Raw genomic sequence first — 18677 nt, 5'->3', positions numbered from 1 at the left:
AATGTCAGTCGGACAAGGAAATCCCGGTGTTCATGCCCCGCCAGCCGGGGTGCAGAATGCCGCCGGCGTCACCTACACCACGGTCGACGAAACCTATTTCGAAGCCCGGCGCCTGAAGCGCCACGCACGTGTCTGGTCGCTCTGGGCGCTCGGGGTCGGCGCGGTGATCTCGGGCCATTATTCGGGCTGGAATCTCGGCCTCGCCAACGGCTTTGGGGCGATGTTCTTCGCCACCATCATCATCGCGATCATGTATCTGGGCCTCACTTTCTCGCTCGCCGAGATGTCGCCGGCCCTGCCGCATACGGGCGGCGCCTATTCCTTCGCCCGCACTTCCATGGGGCCTTGGGCGGGCTACATCACAGGCATTGCCGAGAACATCGAGTTTGTGCTGACACCGGCCGTGATCGTGTTCTTCATCAGCTCGTATCTGTCGGCGATCTTCGAGACGGCACCAGCCTTCCAGCCGGTCTATTGGGTGCTGTGCTACGCGCTGTTCGTCGGCCTCAACATCATTGGTGTCGAGCTCTCGTTCAAGGTCACGGTGGGCGTCACGGTGGCGGCGCTTGCAGTGCTCGGCTTCTTCTATATCTCGGTCCTGTTCTCCGGCCAGTTCGACTTTTCGCGCTGGGCCCTGAATATCGGGCCCGATGGCGCAGAGCTTCCAAGCGGCAATGGGCCTTTCCTGCCCTTAGGCATCGGCAGCATCCTGGCCTCGTTGCCCTTCGCAGTCTGGTTGTTCCTCGCAATCGAGCAACTGCCGCTGTCGGCCGAAGAGTCGCACGATCCGCAGCGGGACATGCCCAAAGGCATCATCGCAGGAATTCTGACGCTGATCGCCTCCGCGTTCCTCGTGCTGTTCCTGAACACGGGCATCGCACCGGGTGCGGTGGGCCTCGGCAAATCCGGCGAGCCGCTGCTCGACGGGTTCCGGACCCTGTTCGGCACGGATATCGCGAAGATTCTGGCGGCGATTGCCGTGATCGGCCTCATCGCCTCGTTCCACACGATCATCTTCGCCTTCGGCCGGCAGATCTATTCGCTGTCGCGGGCAGGGTACTTCCCGAGCTTCCTCTCGGTGACGCACGGCGAGCGCAAGACGCCTCACGTGGCCCTTATCGCAGGCGCGGTTCTGGGCCTCCTGGTGATGATGATCATCTGGTTCTCGGCAGGCGCCGAGGCGGGTGCGACAGTCATCGGCGGCACGCTGCTGAACATGGCGGTGGCGGGCGCGATGCTGGCCTACTTTATGCAGGGCATGTCCTATGTCGTGCTGAAAAGGAAGTTCCCGAACCTGCACCGGCCCTACAAGAGCCCGTTCGGTGTCGCGGGTGCTGTCACCTGCATGGTGATCGCGGCGGTGACGCTCTACTTCCAGCTCACCGACTCGGTCTTCCGTACGGCCGTTATCGGCGTTGCCGTCTATTATGCGGTAATGATGGCCTACTTCCTGCTGGTCGGGCGGCACAAGCTCATCCTCTCGCCGGAGGAGGAGTTCGCGCTCACCAAGGGCGAGAGCGAGTACAAGTCCTACTAACCCTTCGGGAGCGCGCAGTCTGCGCGCTCCCTTTCTCCAATTGCGGTCAAGGTTTTTCGTATGGACGCTCCCAAAATCAAGAACGCCGCCGATGCCATGGAATACGTGCGCAGCCGCGATCTTCCCTTCGTGAAGATCGGCCTCACGGATGTCGACGGCATCATGCGCGGCAAGTACATGGCCCGCGACAAGTTCGAGTCCGCCCTCGAAAAGGGGTTCGGCTTCTGCGACGTGGTGCTGGGCTGGGACTCCAACGATCAGCTCTACGACAACACCACGCTCACCGGCTGGCATACCGCCTATCCCGATGCGACGGCGCGGGTGATCCCCGAATCCATGCGGCTCACCCCCTTCGAGGACGACCTGCCGTTCTTCCTCGCCGAGTTCGAGGGCTATGCGGAGGCGGCCTGCCCGCGGGGTGTGCTGCGGCGGGTGCTGAAGAAGGCTAAGGACATGGGCTTTGCGGTCTCGGCCGCAGCCGAGTTCGAGTTCTTCCTGTTCGAGGAAACCCCGCACTCCGTGCGTGAGAAGAGCTACCGCGATCTCAAGAGCATCACGCCAGGCTTCTTCGGCTATTCGGTGCTCCGCTCCGGTGTGCACGCAGATTTCTACCACGAGCTTCTCGACCTCGGGAAAAGGATGGATTTCGAGATCGAGGGACTGCACACGGAGACCGGCCCCGGCGTGCTGGAGGCTGCGATCCGCGTCGACGACGCGCTGAATGCAGCCGACAAGGCGGCTCTGTTCAAGACCTACACCAAGATCCTGGCCCAGCGCCGCGGCTGGATGGCGACCTTCATGGCCAAGTGGTCGCGCGATTGGCCCGGCCAGTCCGGCCATCTGCATGCCTCGCTCAAGGATCTCAACACTGGCAAGGGTGCCTTCTACGATCCGCAGGCTAAGCACAACATGTCGGAAACCATGCGCTGGTTCGTGGGAGGCCAGCAGAAGCTGATGCCCGAGATCCTCGCCATGGTGGCTTGCACGGTGAACAGCTACACGCGGCTGATCCCCGGCTTCTGGGCCCCCACCGATTCCGCCTGGGGCGTGGAGAACCGCACCACGGCGCTTCGCGTCATTCCCGGATCCGAGAAGTCGCAGCGCGTCGAATACCGGGTCGCGGCGGCCGACATCAATCCCTATATCGCGCTCGCTGCCGCCATCGGCTCCGGCCTGTGGGGCATCGAGAACCGGATCGATCCGGGCGAGCCCATCCAAGGCAACGCCTATGCGGTCGAGCACCCGAAGGAGCGGGCCCTGCCGCGCTCCCTCGGCGAGGCGGCCGAGAGGCTCAAGAGCTCGCAGGCCGCGCGACAGCTCTTTGGCGACACCTTCGTGGAGCATTACGCTGCAACCCGCGAATGGGAGGAGCGCGAGGCGCGCAAGGCTATCACCGATTGGCAGCTCGCCCGTTACTTCGAGATCATCTAAAAGCCTTTTTGAGACTCAAGCACAGGAGAGGACCATGGCCTGCCGGGTTCATGGTCTTTCAGACATCACACCATGGCTGATACCGATATCATCTGTATTTCCCCGGTTGACGGACGCGAACTCGTCCGTCGCCCGATCATGTCCGAGGCCGCTATCGATGCGGCGATCACGTCTGCCCGCGAGGCGCAGAAATCGTGGCGGAACACCACCATTGGGGAGCGCGCGAGCAAGGTGTCCGCCTTTCTCGATGCGCTGCTTGCCATGAACCAGGAGGTCGTGCCGGAGATTGCCCAGCAGATGGGCCGTCCCGTGCGCTATGGCGGCGAGTTCCGCGGCGTCGAGGAGCGGGCGCGCTACATGATCGGCATCGCCGAGAAGAGCCTGAGGCCCATTCCGGCCGATGACGAGAAGCCGGGCTTCCGCCGCATGATCAAGCGCGAGCCCGTGGGTCTCGTGCTGGTGATCGCGCCGTGGAACTACCCCTATCTCACCGCCATCAACACCATCGTGCCGGCGTTGATGGCCGGCAATGCGGTGCTGCTGAAGCATGCTTCCCAAACCGTGCTGGCAGGTGAGCGCTTCCAGATGGCGATGGACCGGTCCGGCATGCCGAAAGGCCTGTTCCAGAACTTCCATCTCAGCCACGATCAGACGAGCCGCATACTGGGCAACGGCCTCGTCGATCACTGCAACTTCACCGGCTCCGTCTCCGGCGGTCGCTCCATTGAGCGCGCGGCAGCCGGCACCTTCACCTCGCTCGGTCTCGAACTCGGCGGTAAGGATCCGGCCTATGTGCGCGAGGACGCCAATCTCGATCACGCCATCGAGAACCTCGTGGACGGGGCTTTCTTCAATTCGGGCCAGTGCTGTTGCGGCATCGAGCGCATCTATGTGCACGAAAAGCACTACGACCGCTTCGTCGAAGGCGCGGTCGATCTCGTGAACAAGTACGTGCTCGGCAACCCACTCGACGAGGCGACGACGCTGGGCCCCATGGCGCATAAACGCTTCGCCGATCTTGTGCGCGAGCAGAACGCGGAAGCGGTAGCCAAAGGCGCGAAGGCGCATATCGATGCGAAGAAGTTCGCGGCCGATGTGGGCAACACCGCCTATCTCGCCCCACAGGTGCTCACCAATGTTGATCATTCCATGAGCGTCATGCGCGAGGAGAGCTTCGGCCCCACGGTCGGCATCATGAAGGTGAAGGGCGACGAGGAGGCGATCCGCCTCATGAATGACTCGCCCTATGGTCTCTCGGCTGCCATCTGGACCTCCGAGGTCGATGCGGCGGAAACCATCGGCGAGAAGCTGGAGACCGGCACCGTGTTCATGAACCGCTGCGACTATCTCGATCCCGCGCTTGCCTGGACGGGCGTGAAGGATACGGGCCGTGGCGCGAGCCTGTCGCGGCTGGCCTACGAGTCGCTCACCCGTCCGAAATCCTACCATCTCCGCCAGATCTGATTGAAAGCATCATGACCACGTCTCCCCGCTCCAACTGGAACTACCCCACCGCCATCCGCTTCGGCGCAGGCCGCATCTCCGAACTGGCAGAGGCCTGCAAATCCGTAGGCATGCAGGCGCCGCTCATCGTGACGGATCCATTCCTCGCCACTCAAGCCATGACGAAGGCCGCGCTCGATCAGCTCATCTCTGCTGGCCTGAAGGCAGCGATCTTCTCCGACATCAAGCCGAACCCGGTCGAGACGAACGTCTATAAAGGTCTTGAGGCTTTGAAGGCCGGCAAGCACGACGGCGTCGTCGCCTTCGGCGGCGGCTCGGCGCTCGATGCCGGCAAAGTCATCGCCTTCATGGCGGGCCAGACGCGCCCCATGTGGGACTTTGAGGATATCGGCGACTGGTGGACCCGCGCGGATCCGAGCGGCATTCAGCCGATCATTGCCGTGCCGACGACCGCCGGCACGGGCTCGGAGGTGGGTCGCGCCGGCGTGATCACGCAGGAGGCGACGCACACGAAAAAGGTGATCTTCCACCCGCTGATGATGCCGAAGATCGTGATCTGCGATCCGGAGCTGACAGTGGGCATGCCGCCCCACATCACGGCCGGCACGGGTCTCGATGCGCTGGCTCATTGCATCGAGGCCTATTGTGCGCCGGGCTACCACCCGATGGCGGATGGCATCGCAGTGGAGGGCATCCGCCTCGTGAAGGAATACCTGCCGCGCGCCTACAAGGACGGCAAGGACATCGAAGCCCGAGCCCAGCTGATGTCGGCCGCCGCCATGGGCGCGACCGCATTCCAGAAAGGATTGGGTGCCATCCACGCGCTCTCGCATCCGACCGGCGCGCTTTACGACACCCACCACGGCCTGACCAACGCGGTCTTCATGCCCTACGTTTTGGTCTATAACCGCAAGGCCATCGAGGAGCGGATCGAGCGTCTCGCCGCCTATATCGGTCTCAAGCCGTCGTTCCAGGCTTTCCTCGACTGGGTGCTGCAGCTGCGCAAGGATCTCGGCGTGCCGCATACGCTGGAGGGATTGAAGGTCGACAGTGCCCGCTTCGACGAGATGTCCGAGATGGCGCCCAACGATCCGACGGCAGGCGGCAACCCCGTCCCGATCACCAAGGAGAGCGCCCGCAAGCTCTTCGAGGATGCGCTGGCCGGTCGGGTCTGATCCATCAAGCGTGAATGAAAAGGCACCGCTGCGGATGTCAGCGGTGCCTTTTGCTTGATTGGGGCTCTCGTTCCTTAAGCGGCAGCCTTCAGGGGAGCCTTGCGTTCGGCCCTGAGCGACCGGAGCGCCTCCGTCCAGCGGAAGAGTTCGTCCAGCATGGTCGCCGCCGATGTCCTGTAGATGTCCTGGGGCTTGAGCTTGCCGTTCTCGTCCAGGTTCTGGAACACCATCGGCATGGGCACGCCTTCCGGGATCGGCATCATCTTCAGGGTGGTGACGATCTGCTTCGCCACCTGGACCGAACGCAAACCGCCGGAGATGCCGCCATAGCTCACGAAGCCGGCGGGCGCGTAGTTCCACTCGCGCGACAGGTAGTTCAGTGCGTTCACCAGCGCCGGCGGCGGAGCGTAGTTGTATTCCGGCGTCACGAACACGAAGGCGTCGGCGGAGGACACGCTCTCGGCCCAAGCCTTGGTGTGAGCGTGGTGGTAGTTCTGCTTCATCGGATGCTCGGGCTCATCGAAGACCGGCAGATTGAACTCTGCGAGATCCACCAGCACAGGTTCGAACTTGCCATGCTCGGCCGTGTATTCGCTGAACCACTGGGCGATGCTCGGGCCGACCCGGCCGGGCCGCGTGCTGGCGATGATGATGTGAAGCTTGGGCTTCATGGGATGTCCTTCGGTTGCATTCGGCGGCAGGAACGCTTAAGTTCCTTTTTGTTACCGAGGCTCATTAAGTAACTTCCGCAGCCTTTCGCAAGGAGGCACTTTCGTGTCACCCAGTCACATCCATGTACCCACCGATTGCCGGACCGTGACGGAGATCCTGTCACGGGTCGGAGACAAGTGGAGTGTTCAGGTGGTGGTCCAGATGGGTGAAGGGCCTAAGCGATTCAACGAGTTACGTCGGGCGGTGACCGGGATTTCGCAGCGGATGCTGACCCTCACACTGCGCGGTTTGGAGCGAGACGGGCTCGTCACACGCACCGTTTATCCCACCATTCCGCCCCGGGTGGATTACCAGCTCACAGGGCTGGGTTGCTCCCTGCTCAAGACTGTGCGGGGTTTGGGCGATTGGGCCATCCAGAATCGGGACGAGATTCTCGCAGCCCGGCGCCGCTTCGATTCGGGAGGCGACGAACGCGACGAGACCCATTCGGACGCGGCTTGACCTTTAAGCTGCGTTCCTGCGCTCCAGAACCTCCCAGAGCGCACGGTCGCGGAACGTCTCGATGGTTCTGTCAGCACCGACTTTGGTAAGTTCCCCGGCGCTGAGGCCGGTAAGCACGCCGAAGGAAAACAATCCCGCTGCTTTGGCCGCTCTCATGCCGGAGGGCGAATCCTCGAAGGCGATCGCTTCCTCCGGTTGAATGCCAAGCCGCTCGACCGCGGTCAGGTAAGGCAGGGGATCCGGCTTGCCGCGCTCGACCTGATCGATGGTGATCTTGACCTCGAAACGATCCGTAATGCCGAGAATATCGAGAATGTGGGTTGCGTTCAGCAGCGGGGCATTGGTGACGAGGGCAAGCCTGATGCCGCGGGCTTCCGCCCAATCGAACAGATCGAGCAGGCCCTCCAGGGGCTTGAGCTCAAGCGCGAGACGCCGGAAGGCAGCCTCCTTGCGCTCGGCATAGACCTCATGCTCCTCGACCGGAAGGTGAGGCAGGAGGGTGGCGAAGATCGATTCATTCGTATGGCCGATGATCGAGGTGCGATACAGATCCTCGTCGATCACGATACCCTGGGGACCCAGGGTCTGGGCAAAGGCCTCCAGGTGGGCTGGGTCGCTATGCACCAGGGTGCCATCCATATCGAAGATCAAGGCTTTGAGCATCACATCGTCTCTAGATTGGGTCAGAATTCCAGCAGGGCAGTAAAGCTCCGCGGTTGGAAAATCACCCCATTGGAAATGTAACCCTGCTCTATAGAAATTTTACGACCGGGCAAAGTGCGGCACCCATGCTGGTTCTCGAGCCGCAGCACCGGGACCGAAGGTGCCGTCTGACGGCTTCAGGCATCCGGGATGATGGCAACGCCGCGCTGGGTTGCGAAGGAGATTGAAACCGGAGTGCCGGGCACGATCACCTCTTTGCGTCCATACTGGACAACGAACAGGTCTCCGATCGGGCTCTCCACATCGTACTCAACCTGCGTGCCGAGATAGGATGCCTTGCGCACCGTGCCGGCCAAGGATCCGGTCTGAACGGTTTCATCGAGCAGGATCGCATCAGGCCGCGCAGCCAGCTTTACGGGGCCTTGGCTCGCTCCGCGATGAGGCAGCTGAAGGCTCAGGCCGCCGATCCTCACCTGAGCGGTCGGTCCGGCGATGCTTGCGAGATCTCCGGTGATGATGTTGGCGTCGCCGATGAAGTCGGCGACGAACAGGTTCGCCGGCTCCTCGTAGAGCTCGCGCGGCGAACCGGTCTGGGCAATGCGGGCATTTGACATGACGATGATGTGGTCGGAGACTGCAAGCGCCTCCTCCTGATCGTGGGTCACGTAGGCCACGGTAAGATTAAGGTTCTGCTGCAGCTCGCGGATATCCTCGCGCACGCGCCGGCGCAGCTTGGCATCGAGGTTGGACAGCGGCTCGTCGAAGAGCAGAACCTGCGGCTCCAGCACGAGCGCCCGCGCCACCGCCACACGCTGCTGCTGCCCGCCGGAGAGTTCCGACGGCGCGCGCTTCTCGAGGCCTTTCAGGCCGATCAGTTCGAGCTTCTCCATCGCCATCGCGTAGGCATCCTTCTTCGGGACACCTTGCACTGTCGGCCCATAAGCCACGTTCTCCAGAACCGACATGTGCGGGAAGAGCGCGTAGGACTGGAACACCATGCTCACGTCCCGGTCGGCGGCGGAGAGGTTCGTCACGTTCCTGTCGCCGATCAGGATCTGGCCTTCGCTTGCCATTTCCAACCCTGCGATCATGCGCAGAGTCGTGGTCTTGCCGCAGCCGGAAGGGCCGAGCAGGGTCACGAGTTGGCCGGGCTCAATCGTGAAGGAGACGTCGTCCACGGCCGTGACGGTGCCATAGCGCTTCGTCACGTTGCGGAATTCAACCGAAGCGGCCTGCTTCTTGGATGCGGCGGGGCGGGAGAGGGAATGGATGGAGGACATTTTGTTCATGGAACCGCCTGCACGGCAACGGGGGAGGGAGCGGCGCTCGCGGAACGGCGCCCAAGGCGCCGCTCGCCGACCATGAGCTGGATCGCCACGATGGCGAGAAGCATGACGATGATGAGCGCGGTGGAATAGGCAATCGCAAGGCCGAACTCGCCCGCCTCGACGCGGCCGACGATATAGGTCGTGGCCATGTTGTACTCGGCGGTGACGAGGAAGATTACGGCGCTCACAGCCGTCATGGCGCGCACGAAGGAATAAACCAGCGAGGCCACGATGGCCGGCCGCAGCAGCGGCAGCACCACGCGTCGCATGGTGGTGGACGAGCGGGCGCCGAGGGTGAGGGAGGCTTCGTCAAGGCTCTTGTCGATCTGGCTCAAGGTGGCGATGCCGGAGCGCACGCCCACAGGCATGTTGCGGAACACGAAGCACATCACCAGGATGAAGCCCGTTCCGGTGATCTCGATCGGCGGCACGTTGAAGGCAAGGATGTAGGACACGCCTACCACCGTGCCGGGAATGGCGAAGCTCAAGAGTGTGCCGAACTCGAAGGAGCGTTGGCCGGAGAAGCGCTGGCGGGTGAGGAGATAGGCCGTGAGCAGGCCGATGGCAGCGGTGAGCGGCGCCGACAGTGCAGCCACCTTCACGGTAGCGAAGAACGAATTCCAGGCCGAGCCCGAGAAATAGAGGCCCCAATCAGCATGCTCGACGCGGAAGGCGGTGACGAAATGCTCAAACGTCGGCGTGTAGTCGCGGCCCATGGAGCGGACGAAGGCGCCCACGACGATGATGGCGTACACGGCCACCGTGAAGATCGCCCATGGAATGGCCGTGAGATAGGAGGCCAGCGCGACCCGCCGCGGCAGTGGCAGCGGAATGCCTGAATCGCCCTTGCCCGTCACCGTGGTGTAGACCTTTTTGCCGAGCCAGGCATGCTGCAGCCAGAAGGCGCCGAGCGTGAAGGCGAGCAGGATGATGGAGAGCACGGCAGCTCGGCCCTGATCCTGCTGCGCGCCGACGACCGCGAAGAAGATCTTGGTGGAAAGCACCTCGTAATTGCCGGCGAGCACCAGAGGGTTGCCGAAATCGGCAAGGCTTTCGACGAAGCCGAGCAGAAATGCGTTGGCGAGGCCCGGACGCATGAGCGGCAGCGTCACGGTCCAGAAGGTCGTCCAGCTTTTGGCGCGCAGGGTCTGCGAGGCTTCCTCCAGGGTTGGGCTGATGCCCTGCACGACTCCGATGAGAACGAGGAAGGCGATGGGCGTGAACGCCAGGAGCTGTGCAATGAATACACCGGGTAGGCCGTAGATCCATCGCGAGCGCGGAATGCCGAACCATTCCCAGAGGACGCTGGACAGGGCACCCGAACGGCCGAAGAGCAGGATTAGGGCGAGGCCGATCACGAAAGGCGGCGTGATGATGGGCAGGACGCTCATCACGCGCAGAAGCTTCTTGTAACGGAATTCGGTGCGGGTCGCGATGAGCGCGAAGGCAAGACCCAGAGCCGTGGTGCCGAAGGCCACCAGCAGCCCGAGGAACAGGGTGTTCCAGGCTACGCCGCAGCGCAGATCGCTCGTCAGGCAGTCGAGGCCCCAGATTGACTTGTCGGTGAACTTAGTCACGAACTCGGACGGCGCGAAATTGCCGCTGTTGTCGGCGAATGCGCTTGCCAGGATCGTGGAGACCGGGAAGAAGACGAACACGATGATGAGCGCGATAACGACGCCGATGGATGAGGTGACGAAAGCATCACCGCGGCACCAGCCGCGCGCCGCAAGACCATGACAGAGAATGATGAGGAACGACGCTGAGGTAAGGGCTGCGCCATAGCCCATGCCAGCCTGGTGGGGGCCGGGATCCCCAAAGACCTTCAGGACGTCCATCGTCCAACCGTTCAGGCCGATCGTGAAGCCCTGAAGAACGATAAGAGCGAGACCGACAGCGCCCGACGCGACCAGCCAGCTGCCCCGGTCTTGTGACGAAGGCCATACGACGGGAACCAAGGCCATGCCGAGCGGCAGAAGGATCGGCAGGAGCCACCAGGCGCCGCGGAGACCATGAACGAGGGCCGATCCGCTGATGAAGTAATCGGCAATGGTGGGAGTGGCCGAACGCTCGAAGCCATACCAGGGCAGGAGGGCAAATCCGACCCAGCTCAGAACGATCCAGCCAAGGGTTGCCCGTGACATCTTTATGATCCCGCCTCATGGCCGGCGAAGAGACCGGCTGTCATTCGATCAAATCTGAAAAATGAAGCCTTCGGCGAGGCCTGAGCTGCCTCGCCGAAGGTGATCCGCGCCGACTATTTCGGCAGGTTCTTCACCTCGTTATCCCACTTGGACAGGAGACGCCTGCGCTCCGCCGAGGAGCCGTATTTCGCAAAGTCGAAGTTGATCAGCTTGATGTCGCTGAGCTTCGGAGACTGGGGCGGGATCGGTGTGCTCTTGTTCGAGGGCACCTGATAGGACTTAGCGTCGGCACCGAGCTTCTGTGCATCTGCCGTCAACGCCCAGTCGTAGAACTTCTTGGCATTGTCCATGTTCTTGGCACCCTTGATGATCGACATGGAGCCGATCTCGTAGCCCGTGCCTTCGCAGGGAGCGACAACCTTCACCGGTGCCTTGTCGACCACCATGGTCACGATATCGTGCATGAAGGCAATGCCGGCGGTCGTCTCACCGAGCGCCATGGCCTTGGCGGGAGCCGCGCCCGACTTGGTGTACTGGTTGACGTTCTTGTGCAGGGCCTTGAGGTATTCGAAGCCCTTGTCCTCGCCCATGATCTGAACGATCGTGGCGAGAAGCGTGTAGGCCGTGCCGGAGGAGTTCGGATCCGCGACCTGGACCTCGTCTTTGAACTCAGCCTTGAGCAGATCCGCCCAGCATTTCGGCTCCGCGATGTTGTTGGATTTGGCGAGATCGGTGTTGTAGCCGAAGCCCAGCGCCCCGGAATAGATGCCGACCGTGCGCTGCTTGGACTGTTCCCACTGGCGCACCGCCCAATCCTGCAGCTCGCTCATCTTGGGAGATTTATACTCTACCGTAAGGCCTTCCTCGGCCGCCTGCATATGAGGGTCGCCGGTACCGCCCCACCAGATATCGGCCCGAGGATTGGCAGCTTCCGCCTTCACCTGGGCGTAAACCTCGCCCGCGCTCTTGCGGGTCATGGAAACCTTGATGCCGGTTTCGCGCTCGAAGGCGGTGGTCATGGCGCGGCACCATTCCTCCTGCACGCCGCAATACATGACGAGCTCGCCCTGGGCCTGGGCGGCTCCGGCGGACATGAAGGACAGAGCCGTCATAGTGCCTGCCAGCATGGTCGCCGCAGCAAAGGTCTTCTTCAGTTTCATTCTATCCTCCCGTTTTGATATTGTTATCATTGTTGCTTGGCCGGCTAAGCTCCCCCCATTGCAGCGGCGGGTCAAGAGCCTTGCCAATCATTCAAATGTGAATCTTTAGAATAACATGCCTGGCTCAAGGCTCTTTGGAGATTCCCGTGGCCGCCATCAGGGCAGTCGCCAGTTCCGGCGTGCAGGCGAGGACAGGATTGCCCTTGCGAAGGCCGTCCTTGGCCAGGAAATCGTTGGTCCAGCCGCCTGCCTCCTCGATGATCAAAAGGCCGGCCAGAGCATCCCAGGAGTTGATGTGAAGCTCGCAATAGGCGTCGATGCGCCCATCCGCGACATAAGCCAAGCCGAGCGTCCCTGAGCCGGCGCGACGTACATTGGCACCGCCCGTCTTCAGCTTGTCGACGACGGCGATGTAGGGCTCGGGCGGCAGGCGCGGCGACCAGCCGGCTTCCACGGTTGCCTGATTCATGTCGGCCAGCCCACTGACCCGGATCGGCTCGCCGTTGAGAATGGCGCCGCGCCCGCGCTGGGCCGTGTAGAGCTCCGCATGCATCACATCGTAGATCACGCCGATCTCGACGCGACCATCACGCACGAACGCGATGGAGATGGCAAAATGCGGGATGCCGCGGGCAAAATTCGCCGTGCCGTCGATGGGATCCACTACCCACACGTCACGCTCGAAAGAGCCGCCGCCTTCCTCGCCGAAGAACGAATCCTCCGGGAACAGGGCGCTCAGGCGGGTCCGGATCAACTCCTCCACCTCCGCATCCGTGGCGGTGAGAAAGTCCTGGGGTCCCTTGAAGTCGGGCCGCTGCGAGCGGGGACGCTCCAGAAAGCGCTTGCGCGCCAGCACGCCGGCCTCGCGCGCGATGGCGCAGGCAGCGGCAAATCTCATGTCCAGACCGTTGGTCGTCATAGGGGCAGCGTGTCCTTCTGGATCAAAAGCGGGGCCTGCATTGTTATGCGCCCGTCATGCAGCTTTGAGAGGATGGAGAATCGTATGAGGCCGATGGCAACAATGTCCTCATATTGTTTCGCTCAGGTCCTTTCTTAGCCGGCTCAAATCATCTACGTTACAATTTTACCCGATAGGAATCCTACTCTCGTCGAATGTCTCAGCTCCCCAAAGAAAAACTCAGTCAGGTCGCTGCGCTGCCCTTTCGTATCCGAGAGGGCAGGGTCGAAGTGCTTCTCGTTACGTCACGCGAGACCAAGCGCTGGCTGATTCCGAAGGGGTGGCCCATGAAGGGCAAGAAGCCCCACAAGGCGGCGGCCCAGGAGGCCGAGGAGGAAGCAGGCGTCAAGGGCGAGATCAAGAACAAGCCCCTCGGCTCCTACGATTATTGGAAGCGCCGGGCCGCACATTTCGATCTGTGTCAGGTGAATGTCTATCCGCTCGAGGTGTCCAAGCAGCTCAAGTCATGGCGCGAGAAGGGGCAGCGTCAGGCGCAGTGGTTCGAGGTCGAGGAGGCAGCCCACCAAGTGCTGGAGCCGGCACTTGCCGACCTGATCCGAAGCCTGCCCAAGCACCTCACTCCCGTTGCCCGGACGGGGTAGGCAGCAGTTTTTGCGGCCGTTCAGGGAACGCAAAGCCCTTCAAGAAGTCTTTCCTGTGACGAAGGCGGTTGAGCGGTGTAGCTCGGCCATTTTCCAGACAGTGAGGGAGACGTCGATGAAGGCGCTTGTTTGGCATGGCACCACCGATATCCGTTGCGATTCGGTTCCCGATCCTCAGATCGAGCATCCGCGCGACGCGATCATCAAGGTGACGAGCTGCGCCATCTGCGGCTCGGATCTACACCTCTACGACCATTTCATGCCCGGCATGAAGTCGGGCGACATCATGGGCCACGAGACCATGGGTGAGGTGGTCGAAGTCGGATCGGAATCGAAGGGTAAGCTGAAGGTCGGTGACCGGGTGGTGATCCCCTTTACCATCATCTGCGGCGAGTGCGACCAGTGCAAGCGCGGCAACTTCTCGGTCTGCGAACGAACGAACCGCAATGGCCATATCGCCGCAAAGGCCTTCGGGCACGCCACCGCGGGTCTCTTCGGCTACACGCATTTGACCGGTGGCTATGCAGGCGGGCAGGCGGAATATCTGCGCGTACCTTTCGCCGACGCGACCCACATCAAAGTGCCCAGCACGCTGTCCGATGAACAGCTGCTCTTCCTCAGCGACATCTTCCCCACCGGCTGGCAAGCCGCGGTGCAATGCGACATCGAACCGACCGACACGGTGGCGATCTGGGGTGCCGGCCCTGTCGGCCAGATGGCGATCCGCAGTGCGATCCTGCTCGGCGCGAAGCAGGTCATCGCCATCGACCGCGTTCCCGAGCGCCTCGACATGGCGAGAGCCGGCGGTGCGATCACGATCAACTTCGACGAGGAGAGCGTGATCGAGCGCCTCAACGAACTCACCAACGGCAAAGGCCCTGAGAAGTGCATCGACGCTGTCGGCATGGAGGCGCATGCGGCCGGCACGGTCGATGCCATGTATGATCGCGTCAAGCAGGCGACCATGATGGAGACCGACCGTCCGCACGTGCTGCGCGAGATGGCCTATGTCTGCCGCCCGGCGGGCACGCTGTCGGTGCCCGGCGTTTATGGTGGTCTTCTCGACAAGATTCCGTTTGGCGCCATCATGAACAAGGGGCTGACCATCCGGACCGGCCAGACGCATGTGAACCGGTGGACCGACGATCTCCTGCGCCGCATCGAGGAGGGACAGATCGATCCGTCCTTCGTCATCACCCACACGGTGGGACTCGATGAAGGGCCTGACATGTACAAGATCTTCCGCGACAAGCAGGACGGTTGCATCAAGGTCGTCCTCAAACCCTGACAGGTGAGATCATGCGCTACGAAACCGAAAGAACGCGCCGCCGTGGCCATGCCGACACGGCCACCGACACCCTGGCCCGTGGTCTTGGCATCTTCTCCATCGCCCTCGGCATCGCCGAGATTGCAGCACCGCGCGCCCTGGCGCGGGTGCTCGGGATGAAAGGGCAGGAGGGCCTGATCGCAGGCTACGGCGTGCGCGAGATCGCGACCGGCATCGGCATCCTGGCTTCCAAGGATCCGACGCCCTGGATCTGGGGACGTGTGGCGGGCGACGGGCTCGATCTGGCGACGCTGGCAACGGCCCTTGAGGGCAGAAACCCGAAGAAGGGGAATGTCGGCATCGCCATGGCGGCTGTGGCCGGCGTGACGGCCCTCGACGTCTACTGCGCCCAGACGCTCAGCCGCGAGAGCCCGCATCCGCTCCCGCCGATGCAGGATTATTCCGACCGCACCGGCTATCCAGGCGGAATCGAGCGGAGCCACGGTGCAGCGCGGGACTTCGAGGTGCCGCGGGACTTCCGCACGCCCGAGGCCATGCGGCCCTATACCCAACCGGAGCCGCCTCGACATCCTCAGCCGTCCATGTAACCTGGCGGTATGGCGAAGCCGCAGGTTTTCACGATCGGGTACGAGGGAGCGGATGTCGACCGCTTCCTCACCACTTTGAAAGACGCAGGGGTTGCAACCCTGGCGGACGTACGCGCCGTCGCGCTCTCTCGCAAGCGCGGGTTCTCGAAATCCGCCCTGCGCGAGGCCTTGGCGCATCAGGGCATCGGCTATGAGCATTTCATCAAGCTCGGAACGCCGAAGGAAGGCCGTCAGGCGGCCCGTGCCGGCGACGGCGATCTGATGCGCCGGATTTATTGCGACGAGGTTCTGGCGACCAAGCCGGCTCAAGAGGCTTTTCGCGAGCTGGAAGCTTTGGCTCAAGCACAGCCGATCTGCCTGTTGTGCTTCGAGCGTGATCCCGCCAACTGCCATCGCACGGTGCTGGCTCAGCGCCTTGCCGAGAGGGGCTTCGAAACGGTGGATCTCACGGTCCTCTAACGCTACAAGGCAGGAAGCGCAGGGGAGTGGGGCATTCATGAAGGCAATCGTCACGGCCGTGAGCCGCAGCTCCAGCCACAGCTTCAGCAAGCCGAACCAGGACTCCATTCACCTGCTGGCCGGACTCGGGATCGAAGGCGACGCCCATCTCGGCATCACCGTCAAGCACCGATCGCGGGTGGCCAAGGATCCCACTCAGCCGAATCTGCGGCAGGTCCATCTCATCCAGTCGGAGCTCTTCGACGAACTTGATGGCAAAGGCTTTGCCGTTGCGGCCGGCGAGATGGGCGAGAACGTCACGACCCGCGGCATCGATCTTCTGAGCCTGCCGGCCGGAGCCCGGCTGCTTCTCGGTGAGCATGCGGTCATTGAGGTGACCGGCTTACGCAATCCCTGCGTCCAGATCGACAGGTTCCAGAAAGGTCTCATGAAGGCGGTGCTGGGCAAGGATGAGCAGGGTAACGTCATCCGCAAGTCAGGCATCATGGGAATTGTGCTTGAGGGTGGGGAAGTCCGCCCTGGGGACGCAATCCGGGTCGAGCTGCCGGCAGGTCCGCGCCGGCCGCTCGAAGTCGTATAATTCCGCTGGAGAGCAATGAAACAAAACCGCGGTTGCCAAGTTGGACGAACTGCACTACTTTGCGCACAGGTTTCAATTCTAGAGAGGGAGGACTGCATGGCTTTTGTATGCTTGCTGAACGTTCCTCCCGCGTCCCGGCCGAAATCCTAGGCTGGACCAGGCGGGGCTCCAAGGCCCGGCAAACCTTACCCAGATTCCCAAATCCTTGATCATCGAGCGACGCCGAACGCTGTGAGCTGCCGTTCCTCCTGTCGCTCCTCGAAATTCCGGGAGAGGTGCGCGCATCAGGCGTCACCTGTTCGTTGCTATGAACCAGCAGAAGAAACGCGGGGACGCAACCCGTGACGTCCTGAAATTCACGTTCCGCCACTGGCGCGAAGAGCCGCGCTATGTGGTGTTGATCGTCGTCACCATGATGGTCTCGACGCTGGCCGACGTGTTCATGCCCGTTTTCGCCGGTAGGCTCGTCGATGCCATCGCCATGGGTGGCGACAGCCGTGACGATGCGCTGCATGCCGCTCTCATGGCGTTCGCGTTCATGACGGGGCTTGGCCTTCTCATGATCGTCATGCGCCATCTTGCCTTCTACGGAATCGTGGAGCTGACGCTGCGCGTCATGGGCCGCGTGGCGCAGGATGCCTTCGCGCGCGTGCAGCGCTTCTCCACCGACTGGCACGCGAACTCCTTCGCCGGATCGACCGTACGCAAGATCACCCGCGGCATGTGGGCGCTCGACCTGATGCACGACACCCTTCTGCTCGCACTCCTGCCCTCGCTGACGGTGCTTGCGGGATCGATGATCGTGCTCGGGCTGCGCTGGCCCGTGATGGGGATCGTCATCGGGGCGAGCGCGCTGATCTACATCGTCATGACGGCTGGGCTCGCCACCCGCTATGTCGCGCCGGCAGCGCGGCTCGCCAATGCCTGGGATACGCGCGTCGGCGGCACGCTGGCTGATGCCCTGAGCTGCAACCCGGTGGTGAAGGCCTTCGGCGCGGAGACACGGGAGGACGCGCGCCTCACCTGGGTGCTGAACAAGTGGCAGAAGCGCACAAGCCGCCTCTGGCAGCGTGGGACCAACAGCGGCACGGTGCAATTCATTGCGCTGCTCGGCATCCGCGCGGCGATCATCGGCACGGCCATCTGGCTGTGGTGGGACAACCGCGCGACACCGGGCGATCTCGCCTATGTGCTCACGACCTATTTCGTGATCCACGGCTACCTGCGCGATATCGGCATGCACATCAACAACCTGCGCCGCTCGGTCAACGACATGGAGGAGCTCGTCGAGATCCACCGGGAACGCATCGGCGTGCCGGATCGTACCGATGCGCGGCGTATCCGCATCGAGCGCGGAGAGGTCACGTTCGACCGCGTCACGTTTCATTATGCCGGGCACGACACGCCGCTCTACCAAAACCTGTCGCTGACGGTTCAGGCCGGTGAGCGCGTCGGCCTCGTCGGCCCGTCCGGATCTGGCAAGACGACCTTGGTCAAGCTAATCCAGCGGCTCTACGATGTCACGGGCGGCGAGATCCGCATCGACGGCCAAAGCATCGCCGAGGCGCAGCAGGCGTCGCTCCGTTCGCAGATCGCCATCGTGCAGCAGGAGCCGATCCTGTTCCACCGCACGCTGGCCGAGAACATTGCCTATGCCCGGCCCGGAGCCCGCATGGCGGAGATCGAGCGTGCGGCGCGGCTCGCCAATGCGCACGACTTCATCATGAGCCTGCCGAAAGGCTATTCCACCCTCGTGGGCGAGCGGGGCGTGAAGCTCTCGGGCGGCGAGCGTCAGCGTGTGGCGATTGCCCGCGCGTTTCTAGCCGACGCGCCAATCCTGATCCTGGACGAGGCGACCTCCGCCCTCGACTCGGAGTCGGAGGTGCTGATCCAGCAGGCCATGGAGCGGCTCATGGTGGGCCGCACCTCCATCGTGATCGCCCACCGCCTCTCGACGGTGCGCGCTCTCGACCGCATCCTCGTCTTCGACAAGGGGCGGATCGTGGAGGAGGGGGATCATCACAGCCTCTACCGCAAGGGCGGGCTCTACCGCCGCCTCTGCGACCATCAGGGCCTCGATTTCTCCAGGGCTCACCGGCCCGACATGGCGGCCGAGTAGGAGGATCTG

At 62.8% G+C, this 18677-nt stretch carries 17 protein-coding genes; 11 read left to right on the top strand and 6 right to left on the bottom strand.

Translation table 11 applies throughout. The features are described from left to right. Position 1: 1 nt before the first annotated feature. The 4 genes from FHR70_RS11200 (at position 2) to FHR70_RS11185 (ending at position 5607) form a co-directional block, all read left to right on the top strand. Complete coding sequence (locus FHR70_RS11200) at positions 2-1537, top strand: amino acid permease (RefSeq protein ID WP_183450030.1); 1536 nt, start codon at positions 2-4, stop codon at positions 1535-1537. Positions 1538-1597: 60 nt separating this feature from the next. Next, positions 1598-2968: a glutamine synthetase family protein gene (locus FHR70_RS11195; RefSeq protein ID WP_183450028.1), complete on the top strand. Its 1371-nt coding sequence runs from the start codon at positions 1598-1600 to the stop codon at positions 2966-2968. A gap of 72 nt (positions 2969-3040) precedes the next feature. Then, positions 3041-4432 carry an aldehyde dehydrogenase family protein gene (locus tag FHR70_RS11190; protein ID WP_183450026.1) on the top strand — a complete coding sequence of 464 codons (1392 nt, stop codon included), beginning with the start codon at positions 3041-3043 and terminating at the stop codon, positions 4430-4432. 11 nt (positions 4433-4443) lie between these two features. After that, positions 4444-5607 carry an iron-containing alcohol dehydrogenase gene (locus FHR70_RS11185; protein ID WP_183450024.1) on the top strand — a complete coding sequence of 388 codons (1164 nt, stop codon included), beginning with the start codon at positions 4444-4446 and terminating at the stop codon, positions 5605-5607. Positions 5608-5681: 74 nt separating this feature from the next. Here FHR70_RS11185 and FHR70_RS11180 read toward each other — a convergent pair whose 3' ends face one another. Then, positions 5682-6278, bottom strand: a complete 597-nt coding sequence (locus tag FHR70_RS11180; RefSeq protein WP_183450022.1) for an NADPH-dependent FMN reductase — start codon at positions 6276-6278, stop codon at positions 5682-5684. A gap of 103 nt (positions 6279-6381) precedes the next feature. Here FHR70_RS11180 and FHR70_RS11175 point away from each other — a divergent pair, with 103 nt between their 5' ends. Next, the gene (locus tag FHR70_RS11175; protein ID WP_183450020.1) at positions 6382-6780 is read left to right on the top strand and encodes a winged helix-turn-helix transcriptional regulator; all 399 of its coding nucleotides are present in this window, start codon (positions 6382-6384) and stop codon (positions 6778-6780) included. A gap of 3 nt (positions 6781-6783) precedes the next feature. On the opposite strand, the gene FHR70_RS11170 is transcribed toward FHR70_RS11175, so the two are convergent. The 5 genes from FHR70_RS11170 to FHR70_RS11150 form a co-directional block, all read right to left on the bottom strand. Further along, positions 6784-7443, bottom strand: coding sequence for an HAD family hydrolase (locus FHR70_RS11170; protein ID WP_183450018.1), 660 nt, complete (start codon positions 7441-7443; stop codon positions 6784-6786). A 176-nt stretch (positions 7444-7619) separates the two neighbouring features. Continuing rightward, positions 7620-8723 (bottom strand): ABC transporter ATP-binding protein, encoded by a 1104-nt coding sequence (locus tag FHR70_RS11165; RefSeq protein ID WP_183450262.1) that lies wholly within the window; start codon positions 8721-8723, stop codon positions 7620-7622. Between the two features lie 5 nt (positions 8724-8728). After that, positions 8729-10915, bottom strand: coding sequence for an ABC transporter permease (locus tag FHR70_RS11160; protein ID WP_183450015.1), 2187 nt, complete (start codon positions 10913-10915; stop codon positions 8729-8731). 113 nt (positions 10916-11028) lie between these two features. Then, a complete protein-coding gene (locus tag FHR70_RS11155; protein WP_183450013.1) occupies positions 11029-12075 on the bottom strand; it encodes an ABC transporter substrate-binding protein in 1047 nt (348 codons plus the stop codon). A gap of 124 nt (positions 12076-12199) precedes the next feature. After that, positions 12200-12994 carry an inositol monophosphatase family protein gene (locus FHR70_RS11150; protein WP_183450011.1) on the bottom strand — a complete coding sequence of 265 codons (795 nt, stop codon included), beginning with the start codon at positions 12992-12994 and terminating at the stop codon, positions 12200-12202. Between the two features lie 194 nt (positions 12995-13188). Between FHR70_RS11150 and FHR70_RS11145 the strand changes: the two genes are divergently transcribed. The 6 genes from FHR70_RS11145 to FHR70_RS11120 all read left to right on the top strand — a co-directional run bounded on the left by FHR70_RS11145 (position 13189) and on the right by FHR70_RS11120 (position 18668). Continuing rightward, positions 13189-13635, top strand: a complete 447-nt coding sequence (locus tag FHR70_RS11145) for an NUDIX hydrolase (protein WP_183450009.1) — start codon at positions 13189-13191, stop codon at positions 13633-13635. Between the two features lie 115 nt (positions 13636-13750). Beyond that, complete coding sequence (locus FHR70_RS11140; RefSeq protein WP_183450007.1) at positions 13751-14923, top strand: zinc-dependent alcohol dehydrogenase; 1173 nt, start codon at positions 13751-13753, stop codon at positions 14921-14923. An 11-nt stretch (positions 14924-14934) separates the two neighbouring features. Further along, positions 14935-15510, top strand: a complete 576-nt coding sequence (locus tag FHR70_RS11135; protein ID WP_183450005.1) for a cyclase dehydrase — start codon at positions 14935-14937, stop codon at positions 15508-15510. 9 nt (positions 15511-15519) lie between these two features. Continuing rightward, a complete protein-coding gene (locus tag FHR70_RS11130; RefSeq protein WP_183450003.1) occupies positions 15520-15969 on the top strand; it encodes a DUF488 domain-containing protein in 450 nt (149 codons plus the stop codon). Between the two features lie 37 nt (positions 15970-16006). Next, entirely contained in the window at positions 16007-16549 is a 543-nt protein-coding gene (locus FHR70_RS11125; RefSeq protein ID WP_183450001.1) for an MOSC domain-containing protein, read from the top strand. A 307-nt stretch (positions 16550-16856) separates the two neighbouring features. Further along, positions 16857-18668 (top strand): ABC transporter ATP-binding protein, encoded by a 1812-nt coding sequence (locus tag FHR70_RS11120; protein WP_183449999.1) that lies wholly within the window; start codon positions 16857-16859, stop codon positions 18666-18668. The last annotated feature ends 9 nt before the right edge of the window (positions 18669-18677 follow it).

Source organism: Microvirga lupini, from assembly GCF_014191055.1.
Taxonomy (GTDB): Bacteria; Pseudomonadota; Alphaproteobacteria; order Rhizobiales; family Beijerinckiaceae; genus Microvirga; species Microvirga lupini_A.
This window is presented reverse-complemented; position numbering and strand designations above follow the sequence as displayed.